Annotated in this window: 15 protein-coding genes; all 15 read right to left on the bottom strand. The window is 65.3% G+C overall.

Annotation, left to right across the window (positions count from 1 at the left end; genetic code table 11):
• Positions 1–154: 154 nt before the first annotated feature.
• The gene (locus HMPREF2826_RS02880; RefSeq protein WP_070639020.1) at positions 155–1,570 is read right to left on the bottom strand and encodes a phosphohexomutase domain-containing protein; all 1,416 of its coding nucleotides are present in this window, start codon (positions 1,568–1,570) and stop codon (positions 155–157) included.
• Between the two features lie 9 nt (positions 1,571–1,579).
• Complete coding sequence (locus tag HMPREF2826_RS02875; protein WP_070639018.1) at positions 1,580–2,491, bottom strand: UTP--glucose-1-phosphate uridylyltransferase; 912 nt, start codon at positions 2,489–2,491, stop codon at positions 1,580–1,582.
• Between the two features lie 212 nt (positions 2,492–2,703).
• A complete protein-coding gene (locus tag HMPREF2826_RS02870) occupies positions 2,704–3,087 on the bottom strand; it encodes a metal-dependent transcriptional regulator (protein ID WP_070639016.1) in 384 nt (127 codons plus the stop codon).
• Positions 3,088–3,312: 225 nt separating this feature from the next.
• Complete coding sequence (gene murA, locus HMPREF2826_RS02865; RefSeq protein ID WP_070639061.1) at positions 3,313–4,596, bottom strand: UDP-N-acetylglucosamine 1-carboxyvinyltransferase; 1,284 nt, start codon at positions 4,594–4,596, stop codon at positions 3,313–3,315.
• Positions 4,597–4,627: 31 nt separating this feature from the next.
• The gene (atpC, locus tag HMPREF2826_RS02860; protein WP_070639015.1) at positions 4,628–5,059 is read right to left on the bottom strand and encodes an ATP synthase F1 subunit epsilon; all 432 of its coding nucleotides are present in this window, start codon (positions 5,057–5,059) and stop codon (positions 4,628–4,630) included.
• 9 nt (positions 5,060–5,068) lie between these two features.
• On the bottom strand, positions 5,069–6,544 hold the full coding sequence (atpD, locus tag HMPREF2826_RS02855) for a F0F1 ATP synthase subunit beta (RefSeq protein WP_070639013.1): 1,476 nt from the start codon (positions 6,542–6,544) through the stop codon (positions 5,069–5,071).
• Positions 6,544–7,458: an ATP synthase F1 subunit gamma gene (atpG, locus tag HMPREF2826_RS02850; protein WP_070639011.1), complete on the bottom strand. Its 915-nt coding sequence runs from the start codon at positions 7,456–7,458 to the stop codon at positions 6,544–6,546. Before atpG ends, atpD begins: the two co-directional genes overlap by 1 nt.
• A 6-nt stretch (positions 7,459–7,464) precedes the next feature.
• Entirely contained in the window at positions 7,465–9,123 is a 1,659-nt protein-coding gene (atpA, locus tag HMPREF2826_RS02845; RefSeq protein WP_070639009.1) for a F0F1 ATP synthase subunit alpha, read from the bottom strand.
• Entirely contained in the window at positions 9,123–9,593 is a 471-nt protein-coding gene (locus HMPREF2826_RS02840) for a F0F1 ATP synthase subunit delta (RefSeq protein ID WP_070639007.1), read from the bottom strand. Before HMPREF2826_RS02840 ends, atpA begins: the two co-directional genes overlap by 1 nt.
• The gene (gene atpF, locus HMPREF2826_RS02835; protein WP_083307201.1) at positions 9,583–10,188 is read right to left on the bottom strand and encodes a F0F1 ATP synthase subunit B; all 606 of its coding nucleotides are present in this window, start codon (positions 10,186–10,188) and stop codon (positions 9,583–9,585) included. Before atpF ends, HMPREF2826_RS02840 begins: the two co-directional genes overlap by 11 nt.
• Before the next feature lie 40 nt (positions 10,189–10,228).
• Positions 10,229–10,423 (bottom strand): ATP synthase F0 subunit C, encoded by a 195-nt coding sequence (atpE, locus tag HMPREF2826_RS02830; RefSeq protein WP_070639005.1) that lies wholly within the window; start codon positions 10,421–10,423, stop codon positions 10,229–10,231.
• Positions 10,424–10,526: 103 nt separating this feature from the next.
• Entirely contained in the window at positions 10,527–11,324 is a 798-nt protein-coding gene (gene atpB, locus HMPREF2826_RS02825) for a F0F1 ATP synthase subunit A (protein ID WP_070639003.1), read from the bottom strand.
• A gap of 112 nt (positions 11,325–11,436) precedes the next feature.
• Entirely contained in the window at positions 11,437–11,610 is a 174-nt protein-coding gene (locus HMPREF2826_RS09385) for a hypothetical protein (protein ID WP_168163965.1), read from the bottom strand.
• A gap of 374 nt (positions 11,611–11,984) precedes the next feature.
• Complete coding sequence (locus tag HMPREF2826_RS02820) at positions 11,985–13,262, bottom strand: metal-dependent hydrolase family protein (protein ID WP_058270742.1); 1,278 nt, start codon at positions 13,260–13,262, stop codon at positions 11,985–11,987.
• A gap of 99 nt (positions 13,263–13,361) precedes the next feature.
• Positions 13,362–14,103, bottom strand: a 742-nt coding sequence (locus HMPREF2826_RS02815; RefSeq protein WP_148138313.1) for an APC family permease, incomplete at its 5' end; no start/stop codon positions are given.

Here is a 14,103-nt window from a genome sequence, read left to right as displayed (position 1 = left end):
CCCTCGGGGCCTCGCCCTTCCGTGCGGCGCGAGGAAATATATTACGCACCAAACTCGGCTGTGTCCCCTAGGAATTCGGCGAACATAAATCATCCATATTTTTCTGACGCTCATGCTGGCTCCTTCGGGCGCGACAAGGCCGCGCCCGAAGGCGTTACGTGGTCCTGAGCTGTCCGAGATACCCTCCGCGGACAAAGTCGGCGCCGCTCTTGAGGAGCTCGTCCCGACGGCGAGGCGAGTGGGCCTCCGCATAGACCCTTACGAGGGACAGGGTGCGGGACGGTCGCATCATGAGCCAGGAGTCGTCGTCAAACTCGAGCTTCAGGCCGTCGGCGTGGGAGACCATGCACGGCTCTGCGCCAGCGATGCGCCCGGGGTTGAGCCCCGGCAGGACCGTGGACAGCGCGTCGAGGTCCCCGGGCTTCATGGGGACGCTCCTTCTGCCGTACTCCATGCGCCCGAGCCGCTCCTCCATGCGCGTCAGGAGCTGAGAGACGCTAGCCCGGGGGCCGGCAAAGACCAGGGCCTCCACCGCAAGAAGCGCGCTCAGCACGCCGTCGCGCTCGTGCAGGTGCTGAGGCACGCTCACCCCGCCGAACTCGTCGCAGGCGAGCAGGACGTCACCCTCGGCGATCTCGTCATGCAGCCTCTCGAAGCCGACGGGGACGGAGGTGACCTCAAGGCCCAGGTCCTCGGCCTCAAGACGCACGAGGGCCGAGCTCGCAAGCGTCGAGGCCACTCGTCCCGACATGCCCCGATCCCGCACCAGATGGCCCATCACCAGAGCCACGAGCTGCTGAGGGGGCACCAGGCGTCCCCGCTCGTCGACGAGGGCGGAGCGCATGGCGTCGCCGTCAAGGACGATGCCGAGGTCGGCGCCCTGGCGCGCGACCGCAGCCGTGCATTCGTTCGCCCAGGGCCCCGACGGCTGCGGACGAAGGCCGCCGAAGTCCGCCCGCGGCTCCTCGTGCAGGAGTGACACGGAGCATCCCAGCCCCTCCAGGATCTCGGCGAGCGGGCGGGCGCCCACGCCGTGCAGGGCGTCGATGACGACCGAGAGCCCCCAGCCAGGGCGGGAGGGATCAAGCGCCGCGAGGAGCCAGCGCCGGTAGGCGTCCGTGACGTCATAGGACCGAAACGGCGCTCGCCTCTCGGCGCTGATGATGCCGGCGAGCTGGTCGACGTCGGCGGCGAAGCGCGCGGAGACGCTGCCGCCGTCCGCTCCGCGCACAAAGAGGCCGCAATAGGGCCCGGGCGCATCCGACCCGCTCAGCATGACGCCTCCCGGGCTGTCGGCGTCCGTCGCGACCGCCATGCCCAGCGCTCCCGCGCAGCACGGGCGCTCGAGGACCGTGGTGACCAAACCTGCCCCAGACAGCACCTCCCCTGCCACGGCGGCGAGCCCCGAGGACTTCTGGCGTCCGTCAAAACCCACGTAGATGGGGCCGACAGCGCCCTGCTCGACCCACCGGCGCGCGAGGGCGGCCGCGACGGAGCTCACGCCCTCCTCGTCGAAGGCGCAATCAAAGCGGTCAAACCACCCGTTGACGCCAAACTTGATGGCGCGCATCTATGGGCCCTACTCGCTCAGCAGCCCTACGGCCTTGGGACCGAGCGCCTCGACGAAGGCCTCCCTGACGGACGCGTCCGTCAGGGCCATGCGGGCGTTTGTCGCCGCCCAGGCGGCCGGGGTGCCGGTGTCACAACCCTCCTCGGGGTCAACGACCAGGGCGTACATGTCCTCCTCGGCCAGCAGCCGCTGCATGGCGTCCGTAAGCTGAATCTCGCCGCCGGCGCCGGCCCCTTGCGTGGCGAGCAGGTCCATGATGCGCGCGGAGAGCAGGTAGCGCCCCACGATGAACAGGTGGCTCGGGGCGTCCTGCACGGCCGGCTTCTCGACGAGGCCGCTCACCTTCCACACGGCGCCGACGGACTCCTCGTCCGCGGGAACCTCGCCCGACAGCCCCTCGACGCAGCTCCCGGCGATGATGCCGTAGCGACTCACCTGGTCGGCCGGGACGGGAGCCACGGCGATGACGGAGGCGCCGCCATGCGCGTCCGAGACGCGCTTCATGTTGACGCACATCTGCCGGTCGGGAACGAAATAGTCACCTAGGAGCACGAAGAAGGACTCGTCGCGCGTGACGTCGGCGGCGCACAGGACGGCGTGGCCCAGCCCGCGCGGCTCGTCCTGGTAGACGAAGCTGACGGGAAGCGAGCCTGCGGCATGAACCGCGTCCGCCTCGGCCTGCTTGCCGCGGTCGCGAAGCTGGTCCTCGAGGCCGCTGTCCACCTTGAAGTACGATTCGATCTGCGGCTTCTCGCGCGAGTTCACGATGACGACGCCGTCAACCCCGGTGGGCTCGAGCGCCTCCTCGACGACATACTGGATGACCGGCTTGGTGAGCACCGGCAAGAGCTCCTTGGGCGTCCCCTTGGTAGATGGGAGGAAGCGGGTCCCCAGACCAGCCGCTGGAATGACTGCCTTCACGAATCGTCTCCTTTCGGTCCATGTCACGACGACCGCCCCCCACGTCAGGCGGGGCGGGCGGCGCTCATTCATTGCGTAAGGATACCCCGCGACGACGAGGCGGCCAAAGGCTGGCTCGCAGATGGCGTGCCGCGCCACCTTATCGCGCGCGTGCGCGCACCGGCCCACAACTTGGACACAAACGTTGACGTGGGCAAAAACGAGGGCGGCGCTCAGCCCTCTACCGTGATGCCCTGACCCTCCAGGTAGGCCAGCCACTTGGACTGCGTCTCGAGGGAGAGCGCGTGCTCCATGCGGCAAGCCTCGACATCTGCGGTCTCGTGGTCGACGCCGAGGTCGTTCTCGAGGAAGGAGCGCAGCATCCTGTGGCAGCGCCACACGTGGGCCGCGTAGGCCCTGCCCTGATCGGTGAGCTGGACGCGACCGTAGTGGCTCTGCGTCACGTAACCGGCTTCCTTGAGGGTGCTCACGGCCTTGTTGACGCTCGCCTTGGAGACGTCCAGCTGCTCGGCGACGTCCACGGAGCGCACACCGTCAAAGCTCCCCTGCGCCTCCATGATGCGGTAGATGGCCTCAAGATAGTCCTCGTTGGCCATGGTAAGGTGCTGCTCCTCACCTGACTTCCGATCACGCGCGCCGGCGCTGACCGAATCCCATTTCACCACATGCCTGACGCCTGGCACCTCATCCATGCTCCGCCCCCCGTCAAAACGTCCTCGACCCTTGAGGTGATAGCCCCCGCCTGCCCTGCCCGCTCGCAGGGCGCCGCAGGGGTCCCTTTACCTCTCATGCTACCGCATATGGCAGCGGACGGCGTGACGTCAGTCGTCGTCGGCCTCAGGATCCGGGACTTCCTCGCGCGTCACCCAGGCGCCCAGAGCCTGAAGCTTCTCGACGAAGCGCTCGTAGCCGCGGTCGATGTGGTGGATGTCCGAGACGGTCGTCACCCCATCGGCGACGAGGCCCGCCATGACCAGCGCCGCGCCGCCGCGCAGGTCGGGAGACTTGACCTTTGCCCCCGAGAAGGCCTTTACGCCATGCACGATGGCATGATGCCCCTCGATTCTGATGTCCGCCCCCATGCGCTGCAGCTCGCTGGCGAACATGAAGCGATTCTCAAAGACGTTCTCGGTGATGACCGAGGAGTTTGAGGCGCGGGCGAGCAGGCACATGGTCTGCGCCTGCATGTCGGTGGGAAAACCCGGGAAGGGAAGCGTCTGGATGTCCACGGACGCAAGAGGGGCATCCCGGCTGATGGTGACCTGATGCTGGCCGCGTTCGACGCGAATGCCCATGAGCTCGTACTTCTTGAGCACGAGCCCCAGATGGACCGGTTCGAAGCCGCGCACGGTGACGGGCCTTCCGCAGAGGCCCGCCATGGCGACGAAGGTGCCCGCCTCGATGCGGTCCCCCACGACGCGATGGGTGACGGGGTGCAGCTCGCCGACGCCCTCGATCTCGATGACGGGCGACCCGGCGCCGCGCACCTTGGCCCCCATCTCGTTGAGGAGGTTGGCGAGGTCCACGATCTCGGGCTCGCGGGCGGCGTTGTCGATGACCGTCGTCCCTTTGGCGTGCACGGAGGCCATCATGAGGTTCTCGGTGGCCCCGACGCTCGCGAAGTCGAGGGTGACGAGCGCGCCGCGCATGCCGCCGGGAGTCGTCGCGTGGATGTCGCCATGATCGATGTCAAAGTGGACGCCCAGGGCCTCAAGGCCCAGGATGTGCATGTCTATCTTGCGAGCCCCGATGTTGCAGCCGCCCGGCATGGCGACGACCGCCTTGCCGAAGCGGGCGAGCAACGGCCCCAGCACAGCCGTCGAGGCGCGCATCTGCGCCACGAGATGGTAGGGGGCCTCCCATTTGTCGATGGTGGTGGTGTCAATCCTGAGCTCATGCTCACCCAGGACGTCGATCTTGGCGCCCAGGTACTTGAGCACCTTACCCATGACGTGGACGTCCGCGATGTTGGGGACGTTGGTGAGGGTGTTCACCCCGGGGGCCATGAGGGTCGCCGCCATGAGCTTGAGGGCGGAGTTCTTGGCGCCCTCCACCGTGACCGCCCCCTCGACGGGCGCGCCGCCCTCGACCCTGATTACTTCCACCTTGCCTCCTGAAACGTAGGCCACACCGTCATCAGGCGTGTGCGCCGCCGGCCTCCTGCGCCTCCTTGAGCAGCAGGTTGCACCACTGTATCTTATTGCTCCAATAGGCGCGGCGGTGATCGTCCTCGGGGAGGGCGTCGCGGGCGTCAAAGGCCGCCTCGCGCGTGTCGCGCACGACGTCGGGCTCGATGTCGTCGACGCGGCGGGCGTGATCGGCGAGAATGATGACGCCCTTGTCGTCGATCTCTGCATAGCCGCCCGAGACGACCACCTTGACGGTGCCACCCCCATCCTTCTTACGCAGGTGGAGGCGGACGACGCCGTCGCCCAGGGCGCAGATCTCGGGGGCGTGACCCGGCCAGACGCCCAGCTCGCCGGACGTGGTCACCAGGATGAGGCTGGCCACCGGCCCCTCAAAGAGGAGCCGGTCCGGCCGCACGAACTGACAGGTTAGCTCAGCCATGGCACTTCCCTACTGCGCGGGCTCGGCCGTCGGCTTCAGGCTCGCGCGCACGTCGTCAATCGTCCCCGCATAGCGAAACGCCTGCTCGGGGATGTCGTCGCACTGGCCGTCGACGATGGCGGCAAATGAGCGGACCGTGTCCTTGACGGTGCAGTACACGCCAGGATTGCCCGTGAACTTCTCGGCGACGTGGAAGCTCTGCGAGAGGAACTGCTGAATCTTGCGGGCGCGCGAGACCACCAGCTGCTGCTCCTCGGAGAGCTCGTCCATGCCCAGGATGGAGATGATGTCCTGGAGGTCGGAGTACTCCTGGAGCGTCTCCTGGACGGCCATGGCGACCCGGTAGTGCTCCTCGCCCACGATGGAGGGGTCGAGCGCCGAGCTGGAGCTGGCAAGGGGGTCAACCGCAGGGTAGATTCCAAGCTCCGTGATGGAGCGCGACAGGACCGTCTGGGCGTCGAGGTGCGTGAAGGTTGTGGCCGGCGCCGGGTCGGTGAGGTCGTCGGCGGGGACGTAGACGGCCTGGACGGAGGTGATGGACCCCTCCTTGGTGGAGGCGATGCGCTCCTGCAGGTCGCCCATCTCAGTGGCCAGCGTGGGCTGATAACCGACGGCGGAGGGCATGCGACCCAATAGGGCGGAGACCTCAGAGCCGGCCTGCGAAAAGCGGAATATGTTGTCGATGAAGAGCAGGACGTCCTGGCCCTGGTCGCGGAAGAACTCGGCCGTGGTGAGGCCGGCCAGGCCGACGCGCAGACGGGCTCCGGGCGGCTCGTTCATCTGGCCGTAGACCAGGCAGGTCTTGTTGATGACGCCGGATTCGGTCATCTCCAGGTAGAGGTCGGTGCCCTCGCGGGTGCGCTCACCGACGCCCGTGAAGACGGACGTGCCGCCGTGCTCCTGGGCGAGGTTGTTGATGAGCTCCTGGATGAGCACGGTCTTACCCACGCCCGCGCCGCCGAAGAGACCGGTCTTGCCGCCACGGACGTACGGCTCGAGGAGGTCGATGGCCTTGATGCCCGTCTCGAAGACCTCCGTCGTGGTGGTGAGGTCCTCGAAGGCGGGGGCGGGATGATGGATGGGGTAGTACTGCACGTCGTCCGGGACGGGCTTGCCGTCGACGGGCTGGCCCATGACGTTCCAGACGCGACCCAGGGTGGAGGGCCCGACGGGCATCATCATGGGATGCCCGGTGTCCTTGACCTTGAGCCCCCTCTGAAGGCCGTCGGTCGACGACATGGCCACCGTGCGGACGACGCCGCCCGCGAGCTGCGAGGCAACCTCAAGCACCGTGGAGACCCTGCCCACCGGCGTATTGTCGTCGACGGTGAGGGCCGTGTAGATCGAGGGGACGTTGCCGTCAAACTGGACGTCGACGACGGGGCCGACGATGCGGACGACCTTGCCCGTGCCCACGCTCCTGTTCATCTGGTTGTAGGCGGCCTCCTCGAGGAGGGTCCGTTCCTGACCTGTGGTTTCTGCCATTACTTGTCCTCCAATGCGGAAGCGCCGCCGATGATCTCGTTGAGCTCGGTGGTGATGGCGCCCTGACGCTCGCGATTGTAGGTGCGGCCCAAGGTGGACAGCACCTCCTTTGCGTTGTCGGTCGCCGATTGCATGGCCCTGCGGCGCGCACCGTGCTCCGCCGCGGCCGAGTCGAGAAGCGCGTGATAGATGACCGTCCTGAAGTAGGCCGGCATCAGGTAGCCCAGGACCTCGGTGGCCGAGGGCTCGAAGGAGTAGTTGGGAAAGAGCTCGTGCTTGACCTCCGACATCGCCTCGGACGTGCGGGGCTGGTTGGGCATCATGAGCTTCTCCTTGCGGATGGGAAGGAGCTGCTCGCTCACCTGCACCTGGTCGACACGATTTTTCGCGTGCCAGTACATCAGCACGACGCGATCGATCTTTCCCGCGACATAGCCGTCCATCACGTACGACGCGATGCGGTCCGCCTGGTCGATGGTGGGATCGGACGAGCTGCCGACGAACGAGAGCGCCGGCTTTATCTTGCGATAGGTGAAGTACTCGGTTGGCTTGCGACCGCAGGTGATGATGGAGGTGCGTATCCCCCGCGCATTGAGGGTGTGCATCTCGCTCTCTGCCGCACGCTGCTGCAGGATGTTGAAGCCTCCGGCCAGCCCCCTGTCAGACGCCACGACGATGAGGAGGACGTGCCTCTCGGTGGCGTGGGGCATGAGCAGGGGGTGGGCGCCGTCGCTTCCCGCGCCGGCGACGTTTGCGAGCATGTTGGTGATGGCGTCCTTGTAGGGACCGGCCTCCTCCGCACGTCCCAGGGCCTTCTGGATGCGTGCGGTGGAGATCATCTCCATCGTGCGCGTGATCTGCATGGTGCTCCTGACGGAGCTCATGCGCCTTGATATCTCGCGAAGGTTCGCCATCGTTCGCTACTCCTGTGCCAGGCGCGAATCCTGGATGTCGACCGGCCTGGGCGCATCCTCTGCCTCAACGGAGACGTCCTGGGCCTTTGCCTTGTTGGGGAACTCCTCCAGGAACTGCTTCTTGAAGTTGCCGATGTGAGTCCTGAGCTCGTCGGCGGTGGCGTCGTCAATCTTGCCCACGCGGAGACGGGCGCAGAGCTGAGGATGCCTCTCGTCCATGTACCTTGCAAGGCCATCGCGGAACAGGGTCACGTGCTCGATGTCGATGTCGTCGAGGAAGTCCTCCTTGCCGGCAAAAATCGAGATGACCTGACTTGACACGCTGAGCGCCTCGTAGCGTCCCTGCTTGAGCAGCTCCATCATATGGGCGCCATGGTTGAGCTGGTACTGCGTGGTGGCGTCAAGGTCGCTGCCGAACTGCGCGAAGGCCTGCTTCTCGCGGTAGGAGGCGAGGTCGAGACGGAGCGTGCCCGCGACCTGCTTCATGGTCGCAAGCTGCGCGGCGCCACCAACGCGGGACACCGAGATGCCCACGTCGACCGCGGGACGCTGACCCTGGAAGAAGAGGTTGGACTGCAGATAGATCTGGCCATCCGTGATCGAGATGACGTTGGTGGGAATGTACGCCGAGACATCGCCCTCCTGGGTCTCGATAATGGGCAGCGCGGTAAGCGAGCCGCCGCCGTTCTCCTCTGACATCTTGCAGGCACGCTCGAGAAGGCGGGAATGGAGGTAGAAGATATCGCCGGGGTAGGCCTCGCGTCCGGGCGGGCGATGCAGCGTGAGGGACATCTGGCGATAGGCGACGGCCTGCTTGGAGAGGTCGTCATACACGACGAGAACGTGCCCGCCGGGATGCTCGGCGTCGGCGGGATTGCCCTCGACGTCGTTGTACATGAAGAACTCGCCGATCGCGGCGCCCGCCATGGGAGCGATGTACTGGAGGGGCGCGGAGTCGGCGGCCGTGGCGGCGACGATGATGGTCTTGTCGAGCACGCCCTGACGCGACAGGGTCTCCCTGATCGCGGCGACCGTGGAGGCCTTCTGGCCGATGGCCACATAGATGCAGACCATGTCCTCGTCGCGCTGGTTGACGATGGCGTCGATCGCGATGGCCGTCTTGCCGGTCTTGCGGTCTCCGATGATGAGCTCGCGCTGGCCGCGCCCGATGGGGACCATGGCGTCGACGGCAAGCAGGCCGGTCTGCACGGGCTCGCAGACGGGCTGGCGCTCCATGATGCCAGGTGCCTTGAACTCGATGGGGCGGTGATGCGAGGTGTCGATGGGGCCCAGGCCGTCGATGGGACGGCCCAGGGGGCTCACCACGCGGCCGAGCATCGCGCGGCCGACGGGGATGTCCATGACGCGCCCCGTCGTGCGGCACTCGTCACCCTCGCGAATGGAATCGACGTCGCCGAAGAGGACGGCGCCGACCTCGTCCGTGTCGAGGTTCTGAGCAAGGCCGAAGACGCTGTGGCCCGTGCGGGCGCTTGTGAACTCCAGAAGCTCGCCGGCCATGGCCGACTTGAGCCCCGAGACGTGGGCGATGCCGTCTCCCACCTCGGAGACGACGGACGCCTCCTGGTTGTCGACCGTCGCATTAATCTGGGCAAGCTGCTTGCGCAGCGTGTCCATGATTTCCGCGGAGCTGATCATGTCTGTCATTACTTACCACTTCCGACGTAGGCCGAAGAGAGGGTCTTGCGAATGTTGGAAAGCTGGGCGCGAACCGAGGCATCGTAGCGTTTTCCGCGAACCTCCATCACGATGCCGCCCAGAATGGAGGGGTCAACGCGCTCGACAAGGTATACGGGAGCCTTGAGGTCTGCCTCCGCCTTGGCGCGAACCTTCGCGCGAAGCGCGTCGTCCATGGGGACCGCCGTGGTGACGGTGACCGAGACGGTCTCGTCCTCCGAGTCGAGAATCTCCTTGTATTTCTTGGAGAACTCCTTGACGAGGGCAAGGTCGTGCTCGCGACCCATGGTGCTCAGCGTCTCGAGGACCTCGGGGGAGAACTTGGACGCGTGCAGCCATTGGACGAGGTCGGCATTAGCCCTGCCCTCGCTGCGGCCCGCCTCGATGAGCGCGCGGACGTATGCCTCGACCTTGGCCTCGTCACTCAGCTTAGTTGCCATGGGGGGCACTCACTTCCATGAGGTACTTCTCCGCGAGTCTGCGCTGCTGGTCATCGCTCAAGTTGTTGCCGATCACCTTGCTGGCGATCTCGACCGAAAGGTCGACGACCTGGCCGGAGAGCTCGATCATCGCCTTCTTGCGCTCGGACTCGACGGCGTTGTGAGACTTGGAGACGATCTCGGTGGCCTCGCGATGGGCGTCGGCGAGAACGCGGGAACGTTCCTCCTCAGCCTCCTTCTTTGCCTGGGAGACGATCCTCTCGGCCTCGCGGTGGGCCTTGGCGATCTGAGCCTCGTAGCTCTTGGCCGCCTCGGTCGCCTGGACCTTGGCCTTCTCGGCGGCGTCGAGGTCGCTGGCGATCTTTGCCTGACGCTTCTCCATCATGTCGAGAATCGACGGCCAGGCGAGCTTGGCAAGGACGAACCAGATGACGATGAACGCGATAAGCGCGGGGACGAACTCCGCTGCCTTCGGAAGCAGGATGTCGGCACCGCTGATCTCAGCAAGGGCGATGCTGGGCGTCGTCGATGCCACGACGGCCGCGGCAACGGCGACGCCGACCCTCGCGCCGGACTCCTTCATGTTTCCGTTCATTACATTCCTCCAACTGTGGCGCTTGCCGTACGCGACGCCTCTACTTGGCGATCAGCGTGACGACGAAGCCGATGAGCGCCAGGGCCTCAACGAAGGCCGAGGCGAGGATGAAGGTCGTGAACAGGCGACCCTGGACCTCGGGCTGGCGTGCCATAGACGTGGTGGCACCAAATGCCGCCATGCCGATACCGACGCCGGCACCAATAACACCAAGACCATAACCGATAACTCCCACGGTTCCTCCTCTGTCATTCGTCCCGGATTGGGACGAGTTCCATGACTTGCTATGCAAACGGCGGGCGTGGCCCCGCGGTTGGCTAAGATATGGCCGACAAATACTACTCGTTTTCGACGATTTGTATATAGACGGCGGAGAGCAATGTGAAGACATATGCCTGAATGACGCCGACAAGAATCTCCACCAGGTAGATGATGATGAGCAGCACGACCCAGAACACCGAGGCCCCAACATAGCCAAGCGCGACCAGCGAGAACTTCTGAAGGAGGGGCTCGACGAAGAGGGTGGCCAGGATGGCGAAGGTTCCCATGACGACATGGCCGGCGAACATGTTGCAGAAGAGTCGCACGGCCAGGGTGACGAGACGCAAGAAGGTGGAGACGAGCTCGATCACCCACACCAGCAGGTTCATGGGAAAGGCGACGCCCTCCGGCGCGAGGCTCTTGATGTAGCCTGCGACCCCCATGCGCCTGCATCCCAGGACGACGAAGTAGACGAAGGAGCAGAACGCGAGCGCCGCGGTCACGCCGATGGTGCCCGTGCCAGGATGGCAGCCGGGAATGACGCCCACGATGCTGTTGCTGACGATGAAGAAGAAGAGCGCCGCCAGAAAGGGAAAGTGCTTCTTCCACGTCTCTCCCAGGATGGACTCGCACAAATCATCACGAACGAACTCGACGACAAGCTCCATGCCGTTCACGAAGATTCCCTGTGGGACGAGGCTCTTTGCCTGCATCTTCTTGAACAGGAGCACGGTGATGACGAGCAGCGCCAGCGCGACGCACATCCAAAAGATGTAGTTGGTCAGGCCGACGGTGGCGTCTCCGACGACCGTCTGGGTCATGAAGCCGTCGAGCAGCTCTTCCATTTCGCCTGAGAGCTTGTCAAGCGGGTTCACTAGAAATCATCTCCCTCTAACGCCGTCAGTAGCTCATGCGTACCGGCGGGCGCAGTCTAATGTTGCTCTTAGCATCATACGGCTGCCACCCCCGCGGGCGCACACGAATCCCCTATGCGTCTTCATCGCAAATGGTAGCGCTTACAAAAAGAAAAGCCAGCAAATTCGAGACGGCCGTCGCGACGCCAAAAGGGACAACCCCTGCCCTCTGCCAGAGAAACACCAGGTACACACCTGTTTGCATCAGGAGGAACAAGGCGAGGGTCATGGCGAGAAGAACGCCCATCCCGCCCGCGCGCCTCGCCAGAACCACTCGTCTAAGTACGAAAATCACAGGTAGGGCACACAAAACGCCAAACAGGGCACCACCTGCGGCAAAACACAGAGACAACACGCACCCCCCATGAACTCGTCTCCCGAAGCGCACGCATTATTCATGGTAGCCAAGTTTGGCGGCTTGTACCCTCCCGCGGGACGCATGGGTCCCAGCTGAAGGGCTCCCGGGACATCGATCCTGCTGGGCGGGGCGCAACGTCAGAGCCTCGTCATGCCGACCTGGAAGGGCCTGTGCCCGTGGCGGTCGTACGCGGGTCCTTTAGGGGTTCGGGAGGCGCGGGCCCCGCCAGGACGGCGGGGCCCGCAGGGGGGATGGGGGTCTGCTTACTCAGCCAGCGGGGAGTAGATGTCGTACCCGTCGACCTTCTGGCGGGCGATGTCGCCCTCCTTCATGATGAGCTCCATGTTGTCCACGGTGAGGTCATGGATGTTGCTCGCAACGTCGCCGTTGACGACGATGAGGTCTGCGAGCTTGCCCTCCTCGAGCGAGCCGAACTCCTGCTCCTTGTGGACCATCTTCGCGCCGTTGATGGTGGCAGCCTTGATGGTGTCCATGATGGAGATGCCCGCCTTGTCAACGAAGTCGTACATCTCGTCGATGGTGACGTAGCCGTAGGGGGTGGCGTTGGCGAAGCAGTCGGAGCCGGTGGTGATGGTGACGCCCATCTCGTTTGCCTTGCGCAGGTTTGCGTAGGTGCGCTGGAGCTCCTTCTCGGTGACCGTGTCGCCCTCGAACTGATCGAGGACGGGCGAGTACTCGGGCGGATACGTGGCGTACCAGATGGGCAGGAAGCCGATCGTGGGCGTGAAGAAGGTCCCCTGCTCGGCCATGAGGTCCATGGTCTTCTCGTCAAGCTCGAAGCCGTGAATCATCTGCTCGCAGCCGAAGCGCACGGAGTCGTAGGCGGCGGACACCGAGTTGTAGGAGTGGGACCACAGGGGGATGCCCGTCTCCTTGCACTCGTCGGCGACGGCCTTGATCTCCTCGGTGCTCATGAGCTGCTTGCGACCGGAGTCCCAGCGCCAGATGCCGCCGCCGGTAGCCCAGATCTTGATGGCGTCGGGGTTCTCGCGCAGACGAAGGCGGACGGCGTGACGCAGCGCCCAGGGACCATCCACCTGGTCGCCCCAGGGGTGGCTGTTCTTGGAGATCTCGGGCGGAAGCTTGTGGGAGTCGCCGTGGCCTGCCGTGCGGCAGAAGCCCAGGCCCGTCGCAAAGATGCGAGGCCCACGGAACTCGCCCATGTTGATCAGGTCGCGGATGGCAATGCCGTTGCGACCGATCTCGCACACGGTCGTGAGGCCGTGCATGAGGCACTGGTATGACTGCTTGACGGCCTCGGCCTGCTTCTGGGCCACGCTCTCGATGACCCAGTCGTTGTCGTCGTCGGTCAGGTTGCCGGAGAAGTGCAGGTGCGTGTCGATCAGGCCCGGCATGATGGTCTTGCCGGAGATGTCGCGAACCTCGTAGCCCTCGGGAAGCTCCGTGCGGGGGCCGGCGTAGGTGATCTTGGTGTCATCGACCAGGACGAGAGAGTCGTTGACTGGGGCGGCGCCGGTGCCGTCCACGAGCTTTCCACCTACAAATGCGTACTTGCCCATTTCTTCCTCCAATTCGTGCGTTCAAGACGTGCGTGCTGACAGTGTCTGGTGCTTACGCCCCCAAGGGGACGGTGGTGCCCATGCGTGCCCTCGACGGCCCTAGTCCTCCGCCTCGGCCAGCGTCTGGTCCTGTACCTGAACCAGCTCCCTGGCTCCGCCAAAAGCGAAGAAGATGAGGAAGCCCACGGCGACCCACGCGACGGTGATCGTCCACTCGATGCTGTTGAGGGCGGCGGGGCTGAAGGGCAGAACCATCAGGCCGATGATGATGAGGCCTGCGAGGATCGCGGCGCAGATGCCGGCGATGCCGCCGTTGACCTTGTAGGGCCTGGGGAGCTCGGGCTCGGTCTTGCGCAGCCTGAGGCAGGCGAAGGCGGCCATCGTGCAGGCGAAGATGAAGCCGAGCGAGGCGACGTTGGTCAGGGGGACCAGCATGTTGCGCCCGAGGAAGGGGCCGACGAGCGTGAGGCCCGCAAGAACGATGTTGGCGGTCTTGGGCGCGCCCGTGGCGGAGTCGATCTCGGCGAAAGCCTCAGGCAGCATCCTCTTGCGTCCCAGGGCGAGCATGAGGCGGCTCGACGCCCCAAAGAAGGCGTTCATGGGTCCCAGGGGTCCGAGCGTGGCGATGATGAGCATCGCGACGTAGAAGAACACGTTTATGCGCTCGAGCACCGCGAGGGCGGGGACGGCGGGAACGACGAACTCGTGCCAGTCGATGATGGAGCCGAAGGCGTAGATGCAGATGACGTAGAAGCCGCCGGCGGCAAGCAGGGCGAGCGCGGGAATGATGCCGAACTTCTTCCAGTCGAGCCCCTCGGAGGCCTCCTCGGCCTGCTGGGGG

This window comes from Olsenella sp. HMSC062G07, from assembly GCF_001811895.1.
In the GTDB taxonomy this organism is placed as follows: domain Bacteria; phylum Actinomycetota; class Coriobacteriia; order Coriobacteriales; family Atopobiaceae; genus Olsenella_F; species Olsenella_F massiliensis.
The sequence above is the reverse complement of the archived record's forward strand: the minus strand, read 5'-3'. Positions and strand labels throughout refer to the sequence as shown.